Source organism: Pseudomonas sp. P105 (genome assembly GCF_032614175.1).
In the GTDB taxonomy this organism is placed as follows: domain Bacteria; phylum Pseudomonadota; class Gammaproteobacteria; order Pseudomonadales; family Pseudomonadaceae; genus Aquipseudomonas; species Aquipseudomonas rhizophila.
Window position 1 is genome coordinate 2,450,903 of record NZ_CP126693.1, and the last position, 19,183, is coordinate 2,470,085.

At 60.9% G+C, this 19,183-nt stretch carries 20 protein-coding genes; 16 read left to right on the forward strand and 4 right to left on the reverse strand.

The features are described from left to right. Nucleotides 1-143 precede the first annotated feature (143 nt). From iolE to QOM08_RS11210, 13 genes are all read left to right on the forward strand, one after another. Nucleotides 144-1,037 carry a myo-inosose-2 dehydratase gene (iolE, locus tag QOM08_RS11150; RefSeq protein ID WP_047230198.1) on the forward strand — a complete coding sequence of 298 codons (894 nt, stop codon included), beginning with the start codon at nucleotides 144-146 and terminating at the stop codon, nucleotides 1,035-1,037. Continuing rightward, entirely contained in the window at nucleotides 1,034-1,843 is an 810-nt protein-coding gene (gene iolB, locus QOM08_RS11155) for a 5-deoxy-glucuronate isomerase (RefSeq protein ID WP_310662889.1), read from the forward strand. The genes iolE and iolB overlap by 4 nt, the downstream gene beginning before the upstream one ends. Before the next feature lie 30 nt (nucleotides 1,844-1,873). Beyond that, complete coding sequence (locus tag QOM08_RS11160) at nucleotides 1,874-3,376, forward strand: CoA-acylating methylmalonate-semialdehyde dehydrogenase (protein ID WP_316912958.1); 1,503 nt, start codon at nucleotides 1,874-1,876, stop codon at nucleotides 3,374-3,376. A gap of 30 nt (nucleotides 3,377-3,406) precedes the next feature. Continuing rightward, a complete protein-coding gene (locus QOM08_RS11165; protein ID WP_316912959.1) occupies nucleotides 3,407-4,228 on the forward strand; it encodes a TIM barrel protein in 822 nt (273 codons plus the stop codon). A gap of 166 nt (nucleotides 4,229-4,394) precedes the next feature. Further along, a complete protein-coding gene (gene iolD / locus QOM08_RS11170) occupies nucleotides 4,395-6,326 on the forward strand; it encodes a 3D-(3,5/4)-trihydroxycyclohexane-1,2-dione acylhydrolase (decyclizing) (protein ID WP_173407061.1) in 1,932 nt (643 codons plus the stop codon). A gap of 29 nt (nucleotides 6,327-6,355) precedes the next feature. After that, nucleotides 6,356-7,366 (forward strand): Gfo/Idh/MocA family oxidoreductase, encoded by a 1,011-nt coding sequence (locus QOM08_RS11175; protein ID WP_310662892.1) that lies wholly within the window; start codon nucleotides 6,356-6,358, stop codon nucleotides 7,364-7,366. A gap of 219 nt (nucleotides 7,367-7,585) precedes the next feature. Beyond that, a complete protein-coding gene (locus QOM08_RS11180; RefSeq protein ID WP_316912960.1) occupies nucleotides 7,586-8,638 on the forward strand; it encodes a Gfo/Idh/MocA family oxidoreductase in 1,053 nt (350 codons plus the stop codon). 142 nt (nucleotides 8,639-8,780) lie between these two features. Then, nucleotides 8,781-8,933, forward strand: coding sequence for a hypothetical protein (locus QOM08_RS11185; protein WP_177193354.1), 153 nt, complete (start codon nucleotides 8,781-8,783; stop codon nucleotides 8,931-8,933). A gap of 53 nt (nucleotides 8,934-8,986) precedes the next feature. Further along, a complete protein-coding gene (locus QOM08_RS11190; protein WP_076385258.1) occupies nucleotides 8,987-9,913 on the forward strand; it encodes a sugar ABC transporter substrate-binding protein in 927 nt (308 codons plus the stop codon). Between the two features lie 73 nt (nucleotides 9,914-9,986). After that, on the forward strand, nucleotides 9,987-11,540 hold the full coding sequence (locus tag QOM08_RS11195; RefSeq protein ID WP_047230206.1) for a sugar ABC transporter ATP-binding protein: 1,554 nt from the start codon (nucleotides 9,987-9,989) through the stop codon (nucleotides 11,538-11,540). A 43-nt stretch (nucleotides 11,541-11,583) separates the two neighbouring features. After that, nucleotides 11,584-12,606, forward strand: coding sequence for an ABC transporter permease (locus QOM08_RS11200; RefSeq protein WP_047230207.1), 1,023 nt, complete (start codon nucleotides 11,584-11,586; stop codon nucleotides 12,604-12,606). A 326-nt stretch (nucleotides 12,607-12,932) separates the two neighbouring features. Further along, nucleotides 12,933-13,337 (forward strand): TraR/DksA family transcriptional regulator, encoded by a 405-nt coding sequence (locus tag QOM08_RS11205; RefSeq protein ID WP_003202859.1) that lies wholly within the window; start codon nucleotides 12,933-12,935, stop codon nucleotides 13,335-13,337. Between the two features lie 561 nt (nucleotides 13,338-13,898). Beyond that, nucleotides 13,899-15,122: a methyl-accepting chemotaxis protein gene (locus tag QOM08_RS11210; protein WP_370695191.1), complete on the forward strand. Its 1,224-nt coding sequence runs from the start codon at nucleotides 13,899-13,901 to the stop codon at nucleotides 15,120-15,122. Between the two features lie 88 nt (nucleotides 15,123-15,210). On the opposite strand, the gene QOM08_RS11215 is transcribed toward QOM08_RS11210, so the two are convergent. The 3 genes from QOM08_RS11215 to QOM08_RS11225 all read right to left on the reverse strand — a co-directional run bounded on the left by QOM08_RS11215 (nucleotide 15,211) and on the right by QOM08_RS11225 (nucleotide 16,134). Next, nucleotides 15,211-15,447, reverse strand: coding sequence for a DUF2789 family protein (locus tag QOM08_RS11215; protein ID WP_139050515.1), 237 nt, complete (start codon nucleotides 15,445-15,447; stop codon nucleotides 15,211-15,213). 87 nt (nucleotides 15,448-15,534) lie between these two features. Then, nucleotides 15,535-15,765 (reverse strand): hypothetical protein, encoded by a 231-nt coding sequence (locus QOM08_RS11220; RefSeq protein WP_047230209.1) that lies wholly within the window; start codon nucleotides 15,763-15,765, stop codon nucleotides 15,535-15,537. A gap of 132 nt (nucleotides 15,766-15,897) precedes the next feature. Continuing rightward, on the reverse strand, nucleotides 15,898-16,134 hold the full coding sequence (locus tag QOM08_RS11225; RefSeq protein ID WP_139050514.1) for a hypothetical protein: 237 nt from the start codon (nucleotides 16,132-16,134) through the stop codon (nucleotides 15,898-15,900). Between the two features lie 430 nt (nucleotides 16,135-16,564). Here QOM08_RS11225 and QOM08_RS11230 point away from each other — a divergent pair, with 430 nt between their 5' ends. From QOM08_RS11230 to QOM08_RS11240, 3 genes are all read left to right on the forward strand, one after another. Continuing rightward, nucleotides 16,565-17,014 carry a hypothetical protein gene (locus tag QOM08_RS11230; protein ID WP_047230210.1) on the forward strand — a complete coding sequence of 150 codons (450 nt, stop codon included), beginning with the start codon at nucleotides 16,565-16,567 and terminating at the stop codon, nucleotides 17,012-17,014. Between the two features lie 191 nt (nucleotides 17,015-17,205). Further along, nucleotides 17,206-18,216 carry an ABC transporter substrate-binding protein gene (locus QOM08_RS11235; protein ID WP_139050513.1) on the forward strand — a complete coding sequence of 337 codons (1,011 nt, stop codon included), beginning with the start codon at nucleotides 17,206-17,208 and terminating at the stop codon, nucleotides 18,214-18,216. Nucleotides 18,217-18,342: 126 nt separating this feature from the next. After that, a complete protein-coding gene (locus QOM08_RS11240) occupies nucleotides 18,343-18,780 on the forward strand; it encodes a DUF3995 domain-containing protein (protein WP_047230212.1) in 438 nt (145 codons plus the stop codon). Nucleotides 18,781-18,802: 22 nt separating this feature from the next. Here the strand turns inward: QOM08_RS11240 and QOM08_RS11245 are convergent, their stop codons facing one another. Then, nucleotides 18,803-19,123: an isochorismate lyase gene (locus QOM08_RS11245; protein WP_139050512.1), complete on the reverse strand. Its 321-nt coding sequence runs from the start codon at nucleotides 19,121-19,123 to the stop codon at nucleotides 18,803-18,805. Nucleotides 19,124-19,183: the final 60 nt, after the last annotated feature.

Sequence of the window (19,183 nt, forward strand, 5' to 3'; positions counted from 1 at the left end):
TCCTGTGGGAGCGAGCCTGCTCGCGATAGCGGACTGATAGTCAACATTAAGTCGCCTGACACACCGCTATCGCGAGCAGGCTCGCTCCCACAGGGTTCATCGCCGCCTTCAATGGTTAGGTAAAAACAATAAAAGGTGCAGCCATGCCCGCAATTCGAATTGGCATCAACCCGATTTCCTGGAGCAACGACGATCTGCCATCGTTGGGTGGCGAGACGCCGTTGAGTACGGCGCTGAGCGAAGGCAAGGAAATCGGTTACGAAGGTTTCGAGCTCAACGGCAAATTTCCCAAGGATGCCAAGGGCGTTGGCGATGTGCTGCGGCCCTATGACCTGGCGCTGGTCTCCGGCTGGTATTCCAGTCGTCTGGCCCGGCGCTCGGCGGCCGAAGAGATCGATGCCATCGCCAGCCATGTCGAATTGCTGGCGCAAAACGGTGCGACGGTGCTGGTGTACGGCGAGGTGGCCGATTCCATTCAAGGCCAGCGCATCCCACTGATCGAGCGACCGCGTTTTCACACGGACGAAGCCTGGCAAGACTATGCCGAAAAACTCACCGAACTGGCGCGCTTCACCCTGTCCCGAGGTGTGCGCCTGGCGTATCACCATCATATGGGCGCCTATGTCGAATCGCCTTCGGACATCGACAAACTAATGGCCCTGACCGGCAGTGAGGTTGGCCTGCTGTTTGACTCGGGCCACTGTTACATGGGCGGCGGCGAACCCTTGCAGGTGTTACGCAAGCACATCGAGCGCATTTGCCATGTGCATTTCAAGGACGTGCGCAAGCCTGTGGTGCAACTGGCGCGCAACAACCTCTGGAGTTTCCCCGACTGCATCGTCAACGGCACCTTCACCGTACCGGGTGATGGTGACATCGACTTTGCCGCGTTGCTGGACGTGCTGCTGGCCGCCGACTATCACGGCTGGCTGGTGGTCGAAGCCGAACAGGATCCGGCCGTGGCACCGAGTTATGCCTACGCCAAGAAAGGCTACGACACCCTGCGCGCCTTGCTGCAAGAGAGGACTGCGTCATGAGCCTGTTGATCAAAAGCCAGCCAAGCGGCCAGACCATGGTCCAGCTACCCGCCGGCGAATTGGAGTATGTCGGGTTTGCCGCCTACCGCTTGAGCCTTGGTGAAAAGCTCCCGGTGGCTGCCGCCGACAAGGAACTGTGCCTGGTCTTGCTCAGCGGGCGCATCAGTCTCAAGGGTGAAGCACCGGGGCAGGGTGCCTTCGATTGGGACAACCTCGGTGATCGCCTGTCGGTGTTCGAGGATAAATCGCCCTACGCCGCGTATCTGCCGCCCGGCAGCCAGGCCCAGGTCACCGCCCTGAGCGATGTACAGATTGCCGTGTGTGCTGCGCCGGGTTCTGCGCAAAACAGTTACGGTCCGCGGCTGATCCGCCCGGACAGCATGAAGCGCAGCGTGCGCGGCAAGGGCGCCAACACCCGCTATGTCTGCGACATCCTGCCCGACAGTGAGCCGGCCCACTCGCTGCTGGTGGTGGAAGTGCGCACGCCGTCGGGGCATTCGTCGAGCTACCCACCCCACAAGCACGACACCGACGACCTGCCGCACCAAAGCTTTCTGGAAGAAACCTATTACCACCAGGTCAACCCGTCCCAGGGCTTCGTGTTCCAGCGGGTCTATACCGACGACCGCAGCATCGACCAGGCCATGGCCGTGGAAAACAGCGACCTGGTGGTGGTGCCCAAGGGTTACCACCCGGTCAGCGTGCCCTACGGGTACGAGTCGTATTACCTGAACGTCATGGCCGGCCCGAAGCGGGTCTGGCAGTTCCATAACGATCCGCAGCACAGTTGGCTGCTTGATCTCTGATTTCCACCCTTTGCACGGAGAACAAGAACAATGAGCGATGCCCCGGTAGTAGGCCATTACATCAACGGTCGAGTGCAGGACAGCGACACGGTGCGGTTCAGCAACGTCTTCAACCCGGCCACCGGCGCGATACAGGCCCGGGTGGCGCTGGCCGAACCGGGCACCGTCGAGGCCGCGGTGGCCTCGGCGCTGGCGGCATTCCCGGGCTGGTCCGAGCAATCGTCATTGCGCCGTTCGCGGGTGATGTTCAAGTTCAAGGAATTGCTCGACCGCCATCACGACGAACTGGCGCAGATCATCAGTCGCGAGCACGGCAAGGTGCTGTCCGACGCCCATGGCGAAGTCACCCGCGGCATCGAGATCGTCGAGTACGCCTGCGGCGCGCCGAGCCTGCTCAAGACCGATTTCAGTGACAACATCGGCGGCGGCATCGACAACTGGAACCTGCGCCAACCCTTGGGTGTGTGTGCCGGAGTCACGCCGTTCAATTTTCCGGTGATGGTGCCGCTGTGGATGATTCCCCTGGCACTGGTCGCCGGTAACTGTTTCATCCTCAAGCCTTCGGAGCGTGACCCGTCCGCCAGTTTGCTGATGGCTCGGCTGTTGACGGAGGCCGGGTTGCCGGACGGTGTGTTCAACGTGGTCCAGGGCGACAAAGTGGCGGTAGATGCGCTGTTGCAGCACCCGCACATCGAGGCGATTTCTTTCGTCGGCTCCACGCCGATTGCCGAGTACATCCACCAGCAGGGCACGGCGAACGGCAAGCGCGTGCAGGCGCTTGGCGGGGCGAAAAATCACATGATCGTCATGCCCGACGCCGACCTCGACCAGGCGGCGGACGCATTGATCGGCGCGGCCTACGGCTCGGCCGGTGAACGCTGCATGGCGATTTCCATTGCCGTGGCGGTGGGGGACGTGGGCGATGAATTGATTGCCAAACTGTTGCCGCGCATCGATCAGTTGAAGATCGGCAACGGCCAGCAACCCGGCACCGACATGGGGCCGCTGGTGACCGCCGAGCACAAGGCCAAGGTCGAAGGCTTCATCGACGCCGGGGTCGCCGAGGGCGCGCGCCTGATCGTCGACGGCCGTGGTTTCAAGGTGCCGGGGGCCGAGCAGGGGTTCTTTGTCGGCGCGACGCTGTTCGACCAGGTCAGCGCCCAGATGAGCATCTACCAGCAAGAGATCTTCGGCCCGGTGCTGGGCATCGTTCGCGTGGCGGATTTCGCCAGCGCCGTGGCCTTGATCAATGCTCACGAGTTCGGCAACGGCGTGTCCTGCTTCACCCGTGACGGCGGCATTGCCCGGGCGTTTGCCCGCAGCATCAAGGTCGGCATGGTGGGCATCAACGTGCCGATTCCGGTGCCGATGGCCTGGCATTCCTTTGGCGGCTGGAAGCGCTCGCTGTTTGGCGATCACCATGCCTACGGTGAAGAAGGTTTGCGCTTCTACAGCCGCTACAAAAGCGTGATGCAGCGCTGGCCCGACAGCATCGCCAAGGGCCCCGAGTTCAGCATGCCGACTGCCCAATAACCGTTTATGAATGCCGGAGGGATAACAACAATGAACAAGCCCCTGCGTTTTGCCTTGAACCGAATGGTTGCTCCGCGCCTGTCACTGCCCGATTTCATTGACCTGGCCCTGGCGCTGAAAACCGATGCCATCGAGATCCGTAACGATCTGAAGGGCGTCGAGATCGAAGACGGCATGCCGCCGGCCCGCGTGCGTGAGTTGTGCGAGGCGCGGGGCATCAAGGTGCTGTCGATCAACGCCCTGTACCCCTTCGACGTGTGGAATGAAGAACGCCGCGCCCAAGCCGTGCGCCTGGCTGACTATGCTCGCGAATGCGGCGCCGAGGGGCTGGTGATGTGCCCGCTCAACGAGCGCGACGACCCGCGCGGCGAGGTCGAACGCGCCGCGGGGCTGCGCACGGCCCTCAGTGAACTGGCGCCGATCCTGCGGGCTTTCGGCATCTACGGTTTCATCGAGCCGTTGGGGTTTGAAGAGTGTTCGCTGCGGCGCAAGCGCACGGCAGTGGAAGCGATCAAGGCCATTGGCGGGCTGGATGTGTTCCGTCTGGTGCATGACACCTTTCATCATCACCTGGCCGGTGAGCAGGAATTTTTCCCCGAGCTGACCGGGCTGGTGCACATCTCCGGTGTCGAGGATGCCCAGGCACCCTTGACGACCATCCGCGACGGCCACCGCGTGCTGGTGGGCGAGGCCGATATCCTCGGCAATGCCGCGCAGATCGAGGCGTTGCGGGCCGGTGGTTACGAGGGCTACCTGTCCTTCGAACCCTTTGCCCAGAGCATTCATGAACTGGCCGACATCCGCCAGGCATTGGGGGCGAGCATGAACCATCTGCAAAGCTCCCAGGCCTGACCCGACTTTCAAGTATGACGAAGCCCCCCTGTGGGAGCGAGCTTGCTCGCGATGGCGGCAGCACATTCAACAGATAAGTCGCCTGAAATACTGTTATCGCGAGCAAGCTCGCTCCCACAGTGGACTGAGCCAGCCGCCAAATTTGCATTCCAGACAAGGTGCAAGCATGACCACAACACGACTGACCATGGCCCAGGCCCTGGTGAAATTCCTCGATAACCAGTACGTCGAGGTCGATGGCGTCCAGAGCAAATTCGTCGCCGGGGTCTTTACGATTTTTGGCCACGGCAATGTGCTGGGCCTGGGTCAGGCGCTGGAGCAGGACAGCGGTGACCTGGTGGTCCATCAGGGTCGCAACGAGCAGGGCATGGCCCACGCTGCCATCGGTTTCGCCAAGCAGCATCTGCGCCGCAAAATCTACGCCTGTACTTCGTCGGTCGGCCCCGGCGCGGCGAACATGCTGACCGCCGCCGCCACCGCGACGGCCAATCGCATCCCGTTGCTGCTGTTGCCTGGTGATGTCTACGCCAGTCGCCAGCCGGACCCGGTGCTGCAGCAGATCGAACAGTTCCATGACCTGAGCATCAGCACCAACGATGCGTTCAAGGCCGTGAGCAAATACTGGGATCGCATCAACCGCCCCGAGCAACTGATGAGCGCCGCGATCCACGCCATGCGCGTGCTCACCGACCCGGCCGAAACCGGCGCGGTGACCCTGGCGTTGCCCCAGGACGTGCAGGCCGAAGCCTACGATTACCCCGATTACTTTCTGCAAAAGCGCGTTCACCGCATCGACCGTCGCCCGGCCACCGAAGCCATGCTCGGCGATGCCCAGGCGCTGCTCAAGGGCAAGCGCAAGCCGCTGATCATCTGCGGCGGCGGGGTGAAATACGCCGGAGCCAACGCAGCGTTGCAGGCTTTTGCCGAGCGCTTCGAAATCCCCTTTGCCGAGACCCAGGCTGGCAAGAGCGCGGTGGTGTCCAGTCATCCACTGAACGTCGGAGGCGTCGGTGAAACCGGTTGCCTGGCGGCGAACCTGCTGGCCAAGGAAGCGGACCTGATCATTGGTATCGGCACCCGCTACAGCGATTTCACCACCGGGTCCAAATGGCTGTTCCAGCATCCGGATGTGCAGTTTCTCAACCTCAACATCAGCCCTTGCGATGCCTTGAAGCTTGACGGTGTGCAACTGCTGGCCGACGCGCGCTCAGGCCTGCAGGCTTTGTCCGCCGCGATGGGTGACTATCGTGCCGAATGGGGCGGGCAGATCGCCGATGCCAAAGCCCAACTGGATGCCGAAGTGGACCGGATCTATCAGGCTGACTTCCAGACCCAGGACTTCGTCCCAGAGATCAACGATCACCTGGACCCGGCGGTGTTTCGTGAATTCATCGAACTCACCGGTTCCTGCCTGACCCAGAGCCGCGTGCTGGGCACCCTCAACCAAACCCTGGCCGATGAGGCGATCATCGTTGCCGCCGCCGGCAGCCTGCCCGGCGACTTGCAGCGCAGCTGGCGCAGCAAGGGGGTCAACACCTATCACGTCGAATACGGCTATTCGTGCATGGGTTATGAGGTAAACGCGGCGCTGGGCGTGAAGCTGGCCGAACCCGACAAAGAGGTCTATGCCCTGGTGGGTGACGGCTCCTACATGATGCTGCATTCGGAGCTGGCGACCTCGATCCAGGAGCGTCGCAAGATCAATGTGGTGCTGCTGGACAACATGACGTTCGGTTGCATCAACAATTTGCAGATGGGCAACGGCATGGACAGCTTCGGCACCGAGTTCCGCTTCCGCAACCCGGACACCGGCAAGCTCGATGGCGGCTTCGTGCCGGTGGACTTCGCCATGAGCGCGGCGGCCTACGGCTGCAAGACATACAAGGTCAAGACCCTCGACGAACTCCACGCGGCCCTGGCCGATGCGCGGCTGCAAACGGTCTCGACGCTCATCGATATCAAGGTCTTGCCCAAGACCATGATCCACAGCTACCTGTCCTGGTGGCGGGTCGGCGTGGCGCAAGTCTCCACCAGCGCGCGCACCGATGCGGCCGCCAAAACCCTCAATGAACGACTGGCCGAGGCTCGCCAGTATTAACAGCCCCAACCCTACGAAAGGAGTTTTTCATGTCTTTGAAGCTGGGCGTCATCGGCACCGGGGCCATCGGCCAGGACCATATCCGTCGTTGCAGCCAGACCTTGCTCAACAGCCAGGTGGTGGCGGTGACCGACATCAACCTCGCCCAGGCGGCGAAGGTGCTGGCCGACTTGAAACTGACCGCCGAGGTGTATCCCGACGGGCATGCCTTGATCAGTGCGCCGGACGTGGAGGCGGTCCTGGTCACTTCCTGGGGGCCGAGCCACGAAGAGTTCGTGCTGGCGGCAATCGCGGCGGGTAAACCGGTGTTCTGTGAAAAGCCCCTGGCGGTCACGGCCGAAGGCTGTCGCAAGATCGTCGAAGCCGAAGTCGCCCATGGCAAGCGGCTGGTTCAGGTCGGTTTCATGCGCCCTTACGATGAAGGCTATCGAGCGCTCAAGGCGGTGATCGACAGCGGTCAGATCGGCGAACCGCTGATGCTGCACTGCGCGCATCGCAATCCGAGCGTGGGGGAGAACTACAAGACCGACATGGCGATCACCGACACACTGATCCATGAGCTGGATGTGTTGCGCTGGCTGCTGGCCGATGACTACGTTTCGGTGCAGGTGGTATTCCCGCGCAAGACCAGCAAGGCGCTGGCGCACCTGCGCGATCCGCAGATCGTGTTACTGGAAACCGCCAAGGGCACGCGCATCGATGTGGAGGTTTTCGTCAATTGCCAATATGGCTACGACATCCAGTGCGAAGTGGTGGGGGAGACGGGCATCGCCAAACTCCCAGAGCCGTCCCAGGTGCAACTGCGCAGTGGCGCCAAGCTGTCCAATGCGATCCTGATGGACTGGAAGGATCGTTTCATCGCGGCCTACGACGTCGAATTGCAGGCCTTCATCGACGGCGTGCGCGCCGGACAGGTGGGCGGGCCGTCGGCCTGGGACGGGTTCGCCGCGGCAGTGGCGGCGGATGCCTGTGTTCAAGCGCAGCAGAGTGGGCAGATCGTCAAGGTCGAACTGCCCGAACGCCCGCGTTTCTACGGCTAACCACAATCCGCTGTGGGAGCGGATTGACCTGAAGGTACTCCCACAAGGATTCGGTGGCGGACGCCGAATCTGTGAGCAGCCAAGAGCGCCTGTGGGAGCCGAGCTTGCTCGCGATGACGGCGGCACACTCAGCATCAATGCAAGCTGATCCACCGCCATCGCGAGCAAGCTCAGCTCCCACAGGGGTTGCATTCATTCAGTGATTAACCAGGAGCTTTCATGCGAATCGGACTAGTAGGCTACGGCAAGGGCGGACGGTTTTTCCATGCGCCGCTGATCAGCAGTCTGCCCGGGGCTACGTTTGTCGGCGTGGTGACGCGGTCCGCTGAGCGGCGCCAGCAACTGGCGAGCGAGCACCCGCACGCCCAAGCCTTCGATACCCTCGAACAGTTGGTGGCCGCAGGCGTCGATGCGGTGGTGGTGTCCACGCCGCTGGACGGTCGCCCGGCCGTGGTCATGCAGGCCATTGAACTGGGTATTGCAGTGGTCAGCGACAAACCTTTCGCCCTTGATGCCGCACAGGCCGAGGCGATGGTCCTGGCTGCCGAGCAGCGCAACGTGCCGCTGACCGTGTATCAGAACCGCCGCTGGGATTCGGACTACCTGACCTTGCGCAAACTGTTGGAGTCCGGTGCGCTGGGGCAGGTCATTCGCTTTGAGTCCAGCGTCGAGCGTTATTCGCCAACATCGGTCGGCAAAGGCAGCGGCGGCGGGTTTTTGCGGGACCTGGGCAGCCATCTGGTGGACCAGGCGCTGCAACTGTTCGGCCCGGTGACCAGGGTTTACGCCGAGTTGGATTACCGGCAACCCGGCCAGGCGTTCGACAATGGCTTTTTTATCTCCCTGACCCATGCCAGCGGCGTGCTTTCCCACCTGAGCGGCAGTTGCCTGCAAAACGCACCGCGCCCGCGCTTTCGGGTCAGCGGCACCGGGGGCTGTTACACCGTCGAAGGCCTGGACGGCCAGGAGGCCCAGGCGCTGGCCGGGTTGAGCCCGGCGACCGAGGGTGAGCGCTGGGGGAGCGAAGAGCATCGGCGCTGGGGCTGGTTCGAGCAAGGCAGCGAGCGCGAGCGTGTGGCATCGGAGCGCGGCTGCTGGATGACGTTCTACCAGCGTCTGCAAACCGCGTTGCAAGGCGTTGGTCCTTTGCCGGTGGAGGCCCGTGATGCCCTGGCGACCACTCGCATCCTCGACGCTGCAAGGCTGAGCGCCGAGCAGGGCGAAGTGGTGGTTTTGGCCACGTCTGTCGGCCATGGAATAAAAAACGAATAAAATTCTAAAATTAGTTGATATGGAAAATATTTTCCAATAAAGTCGATTCCAGGTTACCGACACCCCTGTTCGTCTTTTGCCAAGTCAGCCTTGAGCAAATGACGGACAAAACAAAAACAAGAAACACAGCCAGGTACCGTCGATGAAAACCTTCAGCCGTTCTGCGTTTCACCTGCCACGCTCGCTGCGCCTTTGCGCAATCCTTCCCCTGTTCGAATCCCTGTGCATTCAGCGCAACGGCACCGTGGTGTGTTGCATGCCCGGTGCGCCCATCGTGCGTTTGCCCCGTTCCTGAGATCCATCACGCCTTATCCATAAAACCAACAAAAAAGTGGAGAAAGACCGTTCATGAAGACCAAGACCCGTATCGCCTCGCTGGCCCTGTCGTTGATGCTCACCAGCGGCGTCGCCCTGGCGGACCTGAAGATCGGCGTCAGCATGTCCCAGTTCGATGACACCTGGCTGACGTACCTGCGTGAGTCGATGGACAGCAAAGCCAAGTCCCTGCCGGATGGCGTCACCTTGCAGTTCGAAGACGCACGCAGTGATGTGGTCAAGCAACTGAGCCAGGTGGAAAGCTTTATCAGCCAGAAGGTCGACGCAATCATCGTCAACCCGGTGGACACTGCCGCCACCCAGCGCATTACCAAGGCCGCGGTCGCCGCCGGGATCCCGTTGGTGTACGTCAATCGCCGTCCCGACGACCTGAAACTGCCCGCAGGCGTGGTGACCGTGGCGTCCGACGATCTGGAAGCCGGCCGGATGCAAATGCAATACCTGGCCGACAAAATGTCGGGCAAGGGCAACATCGTGATTCTGCTGGGTGACCTGGCGAACAACTCCACCACCAACCGCACCAAGGGTGTCAAGGAAGTGCTGGCCAAGTACCCCGACATCAAGATCGAACAAGAGCAGACCGGTATCTGGTCGCGGGATAAAGGCATGACACTGGTGAACGACTGGCTGACTCAGGGCCGCGAGTTCAATGCCGTGGTCTCCAACAATGACGAAATGGCCATCGGCGCGGCCATGGCACTCAAGGGTGCCGGCAAGGAGAAAGGCAGCGTACTGATCGCCGGGGTCGATGGCACGCCGGACGGCCTGAACGCCGTGAAGAAAGGCGAGATGGCGGTCTCGGTGTTCCAGGACGCCAAGGGCCAGGCCGACGGCTCCATTGATACGGCGGTGAAAATGGTCAAGAAACAGCCGGTCGAGCAGGCCGTATGGGTGCCGTATCGCCTGATCACGCCGGAAAACGTCGATCAGTTCAAGTGACGTTTAACGTACTGCTACCACAACAATAAACAGGCGAGGTCGCCCACTGACCTTGCCGAGGGAGTACCTGATCATGTTCGCTTCAGCGACTGCTTCGAGCGCCCCGGCGATGACTTTCCGGCCGGACGTAATGCCTGATGAACCGTATCTGCTGGAAGTCGTCAACGTCAGCAAAGGCTTTCCCGGCGTGGTGGCCCTGTCGGATGTGCAATTGCGGGTGCGCCCCGGTTCCGTGCTGGCTTTGATGGGCGAGAACGGTGCGGGCAAATCCACCCTGATGAAAATCGTGGCCGGCATCTACCAGCCGGACGCCGGTGAACTGCGCCTGCGGGGCAAGCCGGTGAAGTTCGACACACCTCTGGCAGCCCTGCAGGCCGGCATCGCGATGATCCACCAGGAACTGAACCTGATGCCCCACATGAGCATCGCTGAAAACATCTGGATCGGCCGCGAGCAGCTCAACGGCTTGCATATGGTCGATCACGGGGAAATGCACCGCTGCACCGCCAAGTTGCTGGAGCGCCTGCGTATCAACCTCGATCCTGAAGAGCAGGTGGGCAACCTGAGCATTGCCGAGCGGCAGATGGTCGAGATCGCCAAGGCGGTGTCCTACGACTCTGACATTCTGATCATGGATGAGCCGACCTCGGCCATCACCGAGACGGAGGTCGCCCATCTGTTTTCGATCATCGCCGACCTCAAGTCTCAGGGTAAGGGCATCATCTACATCACCCATAAAATGAACGAAGTGTTCGCCATCGCCGATGAAGTGGCGGTGTTTCGTGACGGCGCCTACATCGGCCTGCAACGGGCCGACAGCATGGACGGCGACAGCCTGATATCAATGATGGTCGGGCGCGAACTGAGCCAGTTGTTCCCGGAACGGGACAAGCCCATCGGCGATCTGGTGCTGTCGGTGCGTGATTTGAGCCTGGAGGGCATTTTCAAGAATGTGTCCTTCGACTTGCATGCCGGAGAAATCCTGGGCATTGCCGGGCTGATGGGCTCGGGCCGGACCAACGTGGCCGAGGCGATCTTCGGCGTGACGCCCAGCACGGGCGGCGAGATCCTGCTCGACGGGCAACCGGTGCGCATCAGCGACCCGCACATGGCCATCGAGAAGGGGTTCGCGCTGTTGACCGAGGATCGCAAGCTCAGTGGCCTGTTCCCGTGCCTGTCGGTGCTGGAAAACATGGAAATGGCCGTGTTGCCCCATTACGTCGGCAACGGCTTCATCCAGCAGAAAGCCTTGCGCGCGTTGTGCGAAGACATGTGCAAGAAGTTGCGGGTCAAGACTCCGTCCCTGGAACAGTGCATCGACACCTTGTCCGGCGGCAACCAACAGAAGGCCCTGCTGGCCCGCTGGCTGATGACCAACCCACGCATCCTGATCCTCGACGAGCCGACCCGTGGCATCGACGTTGGCGCCAAGGCCGAGATCTACCGGCTCATTTCCTACCTCGCCAGCGAAGGCATGGCGGTGATCATGATTTCTTCGGAACTGCCGGAAGTACTGGGCATGAGCGACCGGGTGATGGTGATGCATGAAGGTGACCTGATGGGCACGCTGGACCGTAGCGAGGCGACCCAGGAGCGGGTAATGCAGTTGGCTTCTGGCCTGTCCTGATAATAGAGGGCGCAAGCTCGCCACAGAGAAAAAGGTGAATGCTATGAACGCGATACTGGAAAACAAACCCGCGGCCGCACCGGCCAGGACGCGTCGGCGGCTGCCGACGGAACTGAGTATCTTCCTGGTGCTGATCGGCATCGGCCTGGTGTTCGAAGTGTTTGGCTGGATCATGCGCGACCAGAGTTTCCTGATGAACTCCCAGCGCCTGGTGCTGATGATCCTGCAAGTGTCGATCATCGGTCTGCTGGCCATCGGTGTGACCCAGGTGATCATCACCACCGGTATCGACCTGTCGTCCGGCTCGGTGCTGGCGTTGTCAGCCATGATCGCTGCCAGCCTGGCCCAAACCTCGGATTTCACCCGGGCGGTGTTTCCCTCCCTGACTGACTTACCGGTGTGGATACCGGTGGTGGCGGGGTTGGGCGTTGGGCTGTTGGCCGGAGCGATCAACGGCAGCATCATCGCCATCACGGGTATCCCGCCCTTTATTGCCACCCTCGGCATGATGGTCTCGGCCCGCGGTCTGGCGCGTTACTACACCGAAGGCCAGCCGGTGAGCATGTTGTCCGATTCCTATACCGCCATCGGCCATGGCGCCATGCCGGTGATCATTTTCCTGGTGGTGGCGGTGATCTTCCATATTGCCCTGCGCTACACCAAGTACGGCAAGTACACCTACGCCATCGGCGGCAACATGCAGGCGGCACGCACCTCGGGCATCAACGTCAAACGCCATCTGGTGATCGTCTACAGCATCGCCGGGCTGCTGGCGGGGCTGGCCGGGGTGGTGGCCTCGGCGCGGGCCGCCACCGGGCAGGCCGGCATGGGCATGTCCTATGAGCTGGACGCGATTGCTGCGGCCGTGATCGGCGGCACCAGCCTGGCCGGTGGGGTGGGGCGCATCACCGGAACGGTGATCGGCGCGCTGATCCTCGGGGTCATGGCCAGTGGCTTCACGTTCGTCGGCGTGGATGCCTACATTCAGGACATCATCAAGGGCTTGATCATTGTGGTGGCGGTGGTCATCGACCAGTACCGCAACAAGCGCAAACTCAAACGCTGAAGGTCCTTACGCTGCGACAAAGCGCCACGCCTGACCCGCGTGGCGTTGCCATTTGTCTTCTTGATACAGCTATTGAATCGAATTTCTTGTTATAAACGCACTCCGATGACTGCCAAAAGCTTGTCAGAGAACATTTAGAAGGGTTGTCGGACATTTTCCCTATGTTTTCAGTTGCTGAGGCTTCGACTCGGCCTTAGACTGCCGCCCCTCGTAAATTGAGTGCCGGGTGGCGCTTGGAATAGACGGCGCCTTCCCGATGAGCGTGGCAGCGCGCTGCGGGACGCTTCATAATTCGCCTTAATGCACGTTTTTTTATAGAGAAATCAATGACAAAGGAAAAGTTGCTGGCCATGCCGGCGGATGACTACATGAATGCCGAGCAGCTGGCTTTCTTCACCAAGCTGTTGCAGAACATGAAAGTGGAAACCCACGAGCGCATCGAACAGAACCGAATCGCCATTGAGAGCCTGGATACCCCGGCCGACCCGGCGGACGCTGCTTCCGTAGAAGAAGAGCGGACCTGGCTGGTCAACGCCATCGATCGCGATCAGCGCATGCTGCCTCAACTGGAGCAGGCCCTGGACCGTATCAACGACGACAGCTTCGGCTGGTGTGATGACAGCGGCGAGCCGATCGGCCTCAAGCGCCTGCTGATCAGCCCGACCACCAAGTACTGCATCGAAGCGCAGGAACGTCACGAGCAGATCGACAAGCACCAGCGTCAGGCCTGATCCGCGTTTCAGAAAAGATCGCAGCTTTCTTCGGGAAGCTGCGATCTTTTGCTTTTGTCTGCGCCTGTTCGTCTACTTCCGTTGACCCCCCGCAAGAACGCGACTAATGGACCATGGATAATGGCTCCGTAGTGGCGTTTAATGCAGGCATAACAACGAGAAATGTGGGTGATCAACATGGCGACAGACGGTTCCGTGGCGAATGCGGCGCAGGTGCAGGTGCCTGTAACCAACAGCATGGCGCGCTGGTTGACGCCGACCTTGCAGAGTCTGGCGCTGACATTGCTGCTGTGCGGCATGACGTTGGGCGGCTGGTCGTTGTATCTGGGCCTGCCCCTGGCGATGCTCATCGTCTGGCTGCCGCGCCTGCGCTCGCGCCTGGCCGCCGCGCCTGAGCCGGTAGCCGCGGACAAGTTGGCCGAGCTGACCCGTGATCTGTCCTACACCACCAGCCATAACGCGTTGTCGGCGGCCGGCGTCGCCTATTCGGTCAAGCAACTGGCTGGCAAGGTCCAGTCGCAGCTCGACGCGGCGGCGCAGATCGTCGGTAATGCCGAATCGATGATCACCACTGAACAGGCCACCTCGCAACTCAGCCAGCAGGCCCTGAGTGCCGCCAGTGAGGCCCATCGCAGTAGCGTTGCCGGGCGCAGCGAACTGGTGGAGTCCATCAGCCGGATGCATCAGCTCAGCCAGCGCGCGAACGACAGCCGCGAGTTGATCGAGGCGCTGAGCGTGCGCAGCGATGAAATCCAGCGGGTCAGTCTGGTGATTCAGTCGATCGCCAGCCAGACCAACCTCCTGGCGCTCAACGCGGCCATCGAAGCTGCACGGGCCGGTGAGCACGGTCGCGGCTTCGCGGTGGTGGCGGACGAGGTCCGTGGACTGGCCGGGCGTACGGCCGCGGCAACCGGCGAGGTCGGGGTCATGGTTGCGGATATCCAGCAGCGCACCGCCCAGGTGGTGGAGCAGATCCGGCAACTGGCCAGCGACCTGGACAGTGGCGTGCAGCAGGTCGAGCACACCGGTCAGCACCTGGAAAACATAGCCCGGCTGGCGGCCGGCGTTGAAACCCAGGTCAGTGCCATCGCCCAAGGCACTGACACCAATCGCGAACAACTCGACAGCCTGTTTCACGCCATCGAACAGATGCGCAGTGACCTGTCCATCAGCGACCAGCAGACCCAGCGCCTGGCCCAAGCGGCAGTGCAAATGGAGGGCCAGGCCGAAACCATCAGCGAACGCCTGGCCGAGGTTGGCCTGGACGATTATCACCAACGGGTCTACGACCTGGCGCGCGAAGGGGCGAGCCAGATCGCGGCCCAGTTCGAGGCGGACATTGACCAGGGCCGTGTCAGCCTGGAGGACCTGTTCGACCGCAGCTACCAGCCCATCCCCAATACCCAGCCCGCCAAGTTCCAGACCCGTTTCGACCGCTACACCGATCAGGTCCTGCCAGCTATCCAGGAACCTTTGCTCGCCCGGCACGAAGGCCTGGTATTTGCCATTGCCTGTACCCAGGAAGGTTATGTACCGACCCACAACAAGGTCTTCAGCCAACCCCTGACCGGTGATCCGCAAGTGGACACGGTGAACAATCGCACTAAACGCAAATTCTCCGACCGCACCGGGATTCGTTGCGGTAGCCACCAGCAGCCTGTGCTGTTGCAGACCTACACTCGAGACACGGGTGAGCTGATGCATGACCTTTCCGTGCCGATCATGCTCAAGGGGCGTCATTGGGGTGGTTTGCGGCTGGGTTATAAGCCCGAGAAGCCGCGCTAGGCTGGCCAGCGCTGGGGGGCCTGGGCACGGCTGCTGCGCAGCCGAGCGGAAGCAAGCTCCCTTGTCACAGGGGTTAAAGGGTTGAGGGTTATTTACCGTCGTGCAAGCGGACATTCAATTGATCCACCAGCACTGCCTCCTCGCCGTCAGCGAGCAGCCATTCGCGCAGTAGATCCTTCTGTTGCTCCGACCAGAAGCCGGCCTCCACCAGTTTGATCTCCGGCTCCAGCGGATGGGCCATGATGAAGTCATCAATGGCTTTGTCATCCGAAGGCAGGCCGAGTTGATCGAACAAGGTACTCAGTTCGTGCGAGGGCTGTTCCATGGGGTTCTCCTTTGGGCGGGCGCCGTCATGGCGCCTCGGTTGCTTCCCTTTATCTGAGGCAAACGCCCGTCAGGAGTTCGATCGGGTTCAGGCTTTCAACGCGCCTTCATCCACCGCGAGTTTCAGGGCTTTTGCCGCTGCCCGCGCAGCCTCGGCGGCGAGTTCGGGGGTTTTGAACCAGCGATCCTTTTCCACCTGATGATAACGGGTGGTGGTCAAGGGGGGCTTGGCGCGCATCACGATGACAGCCTGGAATTCGCCTTCGACCTCTCTGGCCTCACCCCGGATGAAAAACTCGCCAATATCAAATTCCGTCACGTCGCGCCTTTCCTTCACAAGTCATAGTATGGGTGCGCGATCGTCAATGGGGGACGGTCTTCGCTGGGCAGGCAGTATGGCAGCAGTTGCCTGTCGTGGCTGAGTTAAGTGATGGGCGTGTGGTATCTCAGGTCAAACGCTTCGTTCCAGACGCCTGGCCAGGTAACAGGCCTCGTTATGATCGGTACGGAAACCTCTTACACGGCCAGTCGAGGTTTCTTCAATATGGAAAAAGCACTTGCCGGCCAGAACCACCCGATAACGCGGTTGAAACAAAGAAACCGGCAGGTAATGGACTTGGTCAAACCCGTCAGGCTTGTCAGCGATGCAAGGGGTGAGGGGTTGGGTCAGGGTTGTGAAAGTGGCCATGTGAATTCCTTTTCTATGGTTTACCGACGAATTACCGAGTGTTTTGAGTAGTCTCCACGCCTGCGGCTGCTCTAGAATCGGCAGCACCGTGTGGATGGCTGTGCCTATCTAAAGCAATTTTTTTTGCCCTCGATGTCAGAAAAATGCTTTTCTAAGTGAGAAATTTCCCTAAAGTTAGTAGTCCCACCTTTTCCGATGCTCAGAGTGGCGTTTTCCTTCAGCCTCTGACGACCCCGCGGGAAAGACGGCGAGAGTGGCAATCCTTTAGTCTTCTCTCGCCCCGGGGCAGGGCACGCCGTTCACTTCGAATTTTCAGTTACAGGTCCACTGCGACACACACAGTCGGCACGGGTTCTCGTGGTCCGTCCTTTTCAGAGGGCGGGCCGTTTACAAAGATGGGGATGTTTCCTTGGCAGTAAGTAATCTCGACATGCATGCGTTATTCGTACTTGGTGATCTGCGGGCAAAGCTGGTCAAGCAGTTCCAGTCGCGCTTCGTCTACATCACCGAGCAAACCGCCGAAGGTATTTATGTTGCCGAAATCGATACTGAATCGGCCCTGGTGGTCGATGACAAACCCAGGCTTGAACTCAAAGTCGGTGATCATTTTCGTGCAGCGGTATTGCCCAGCCGTGAAGGTGGCAAGTTTGAAATCCGCTTTCGCGATATCAAGCTGACGGTCTATGGCCTTGGGGATTACGCCTTCGTGGCCACCCCCGGTGGCCACGCGATCCTGTTCAAGGAAGGGCACAGCGTGCTGACTGTTTTCGCCGCCAACGAGCAGTTGCACGAGGGCCTGACCAAGACCCTCAAGGCCGTGACCGCCAAAGCCGCCAAGTGGCGCAAAGGTGAACTCGTCACCTTCAAGGCCAGCGAGTGATGTGCACCTCGTCTGCCCGATGGATGTGATAGGCGGGCTGACACAGCGTTCGGGTTTTGCGCCCTGCTAACGGTTTTCGCAAGGTCTGCGTGGAACCTCGGCTACAGTGAGTTGACTGAACTAATCAGAGGCTTGCGTCCGGTTACGCAGGACCGTTGAGCTATCGCTGTGTCTGGTACGAGGTGCAACGCATGAAACGAGTTAGACAGTGGCTGGCTGCCTGGGCCACCTGTGCGGTGTTGGTTTCGTCACTTCCGGCATCGGCCGCGCAGGCGCCGATCCATTTTGCCGACCTGAATTGGGAAAGCGGCAGTCTGATCACCGATATCCTGCGGGTCATCGTCGAAAAGGGTTATGGGCTGCCGACCGACACATTGCCGGGCACCACCATTACCCTGGAAACGGCGCTGGCCAACAACGACATCCAGGTGATCGGGGAAGAATGGGCCGGTCGCAGCCCGGTGTGGGTCAAGGCCGAGGCCGAAGGCAAGGTGATCGCCTTGGGCGATACCGTCAAGGGTGCGACCGAAGGCTGGTGGGTCCCGGAGTATGTGATCAAGGGCGACCCGGCCCGGGGCATCAAGCCTCTGGCGCCGGATTTGCGCAGCGTCGAAGACCTGGCGCGCTACAAGCATGTCTTCAAAGACCCGGAAAGCCCCAGCAAGGGTCGCTTCCTCAACAGCCCCATCGGCTGGACCTCCGAAGTGGTCAACAAGCAGAAGCTCAAGGCCTATGGGTTGTCCGACAGCTATGTGAATTTCCGAAGTGGTTCGGGGGCGGCGCTGGATGCGGAGATCAGCTCGTCGATCCGCCGGGGCAAGCCGATCCTGTTTTACTACTGGTCGCCTACACCGCTGCTGGGACGCTTCAAGTTGGTGCAGTTGCAAGAGCCTGCGTTCGATGCCGAGGCCTGGAAAACCCTGACCGATGCCGACAACCCCAACCCCAAGCCAACCCGCTCCCTGGCCTCGAAGCTGTCGATTGGCGTATCCGCGCCGTTTCAGAAGCAACACCCGGACATTGCCGAGTTCTTCAGTAAAGTCGACCTGCCGATCGAGCCGTTGAACAAGGCCCTGGCCGACATGAGCGAAAAGCACACACCGCCGCGTGAAGCCGCCGAGGCGTTCCTCAAGGCCCATCCACAGGTCTGGCAGGCCTGGGTGCCCAAGGAGGTTGCCGACAAAGTCGCCGACGGTCTGTAGCGCGTCAGGTTGAACTCTTGATCTTGAGCAATGCGTCATTCGCCGAAAACCGGCAGTCTGCGCCCGTGCGGCGAAATGCCGAATTCGAGCTAGGATGATTGTTCAACCTTTCAAGGAGGCTGGCGAATGACGCTTTTAGTGGCTCGGTCGCTGGTCGCAGTATTTGCGACCATCAGCTTGATTCATTTGTATTGGGCCCTGGGCGGGCGATGGGCGGCCCTGGCGGTCGTGCCTCAGGTTCCGGTGAGGCAAGGAGAGTCGCTGCGTCCGGCGTTCAACCCATCGGGATGGCTGACGCTGCTGGTGGCCCTCGCGTTGCTGCTGATTGCAGTTCTGGTGTGCCTGCGGGTCGGCTTGCTGGCACCGCCCGTCACCCATCGGGCGTTGCAATGGCTGATCAGCGCGATCGCCTTGCTGATGTTCGCCCGCGCCATTGGCGAATCGAACCTGGTGGGTTTCTTCAAGGAGGTCAAGGGCTCGACGTTCGCCAAGCTCGACACCTGGGTCTATTCACCGTTATGTGTCGTGCTTGGCGCCGGCCTGTTGACGGTTGCCTGGGCCTGAGCGCAGGGCGCTTGTCGTGTCATCAGGTCCCGGATCGAAGAGCCGTCCAGTGTTCCATCTCCTGGGCGATGAAGTGATTCACCAGGTCACTGTACATTTTCTCGATCGCATCCGGGCTAAGGCCCTCGGCCTCGGCCCACTGGCGCCGGGTCGCCAGCATGGCCTGGAAGCGCTCCGGCGCACGCACCGCCGTGGCTGAGGTCTTGAACTTCGACGCTGCCAGTACGTACTGAAAGCGTTGGCCCAGCAGTTTGATAACGGCCTGGTCAAGGGCATCGATCTCGCGGCGGATGTCTTCCATATTCGCGCAATCGCAGGGTTGTAGCTGAGTGTGGACTTCCATGCAGTCACTCCTTGTTGAAGTAGGAACGGCCCAATCCGAGCCGATCTTCGATAAGACAGG

What these genes read in the sequence shown, in the direction of transcription:
- iolE (WP_047230198.1), top strand. Translation starts at nt 144, where the DNA reads ATGCCCGCAATTCGAATTGGCATCAACCCGATTTCCTGGAGCAACGAC.
- iolB (WP_310662889.1), top strand. Translation starts at nt 1,034, where the DNA reads ATGAGCCTGTTGATCAAAAGCCAGCCAAGCGGCCAGACCATGGTCCAG.
- QOM08_RS11160 (WP_316912958.1), top strand. Translation starts at nt 1,874, where the DNA reads ATGAGCGATGCCCCGGTAGTAGGCCATTACATCAACGGTCGAGTGCAG.
- QOM08_RS11165 (WP_316912959.1), top strand. Translation starts at nt 3,407, where the DNA reads ATGAACAAGCCCCTGCGTTTTGCCTTGAACCGAATGGTTGCTCCGCGC.
- iolD (WP_173407061.1), top strand. Translation starts at nt 4,395, where the DNA reads ATGACCACAACACGACTGACCATGGCCCAGGCCCTGGTGAAATTCCTC.
- QOM08_RS11175 (WP_310662892.1), top strand. Translation starts at nt 6,356, where the DNA reads ATGTCTTTGAAGCTGGGCGTCATCGGCACCGGGGCCATCGGCCAGGAC.
- QOM08_RS11180 (WP_316912960.1), top strand. Translation starts at nt 7,586, where the DNA reads ATGCGAATCGGACTAGTAGGCTACGGCAAGGGCGGACGGTTTTTCCAT.
- QOM08_RS11185 (WP_177193354.1), top strand. Translation starts at nt 8,781, where the DNA reads ATGAAAACCTTCAGCCGTTCTGCGTTTCACCTGCCACGCTCGCTGCGC.
- QOM08_RS11190 (WP_076385258.1), top strand. Translation starts at nt 8,987, where the DNA reads ATGAAGACCAAGACCCGTATCGCCTCGCTGGCCCTGTCGTTGATGCTC.
- QOM08_RS11195 (WP_047230206.1), top strand. Translation starts at nt 9,987, where the DNA reads ATGTTCGCTTCAGCGACTGCTTCGAGCGCCCCGGCGATGACTTTCCGG.
- QOM08_RS11200 (WP_047230207.1), top strand. Translation starts at nt 11,584, where the DNA reads ATGAACGCGATACTGGAAAACAAACCCGCGGCCGCACCGGCCAGGACG.
- QOM08_RS11205 (WP_003202859.1), top strand. Translation starts at nt 12,933, where the DNA reads ATGACAAAGGAAAAGTTGCTGGCCATGCCGGCGGATGACTACATGAAT.
- QOM08_RS11210 (WP_370695191.1), top strand. Translation starts at nt 13,899, where the DNA reads ATGATCACCACTGAACAGGCCACCTCGCAACTCAGCCAGCAGGCCCTG.
- QOM08_RS11215 (WP_139050515.1), bottom strand. Translation starts at nt 15,447, where the DNA reads ATGGAACAGCCCTCGCACGAACTGAGTACCTTGTTCGATCAACTCGGC.
- QOM08_RS11225 (WP_139050514.1), bottom strand. Translation starts at nt 16,134, where the DNA reads ATGGCCACTTTCACAACCCTGACCCAACCCCTCACCCCTTGCATCGCT.
- QOM08_RS11230 (WP_047230210.1), top strand. Translation starts at nt 16,565, where the DNA reads ATGCATGCGTTATTCGTACTTGGTGATCTGCGGGCAAAGCTGGTCAAG.
- QOM08_RS11235 (WP_139050513.1), top strand. Translation starts at nt 17,206, where the DNA reads ATGAAACGAGTTAGACAGTGGCTGGCTGCCTGGGCCACCTGTGCGGTG.
- QOM08_RS11240 (WP_047230212.1), top strand. Translation starts at nt 18,343, where the DNA reads ATGACGCTTTTAGTGGCTCGGTCGCTGGTCGCAGTATTTGCGACCATC.
- QOM08_RS11245 (WP_139050512.1), bottom strand. Translation starts at nt 19,123, where the DNA reads ATGGAAGTCCACACTCAGCTACAACCCTGCGATTGCGCGAATATGGAA.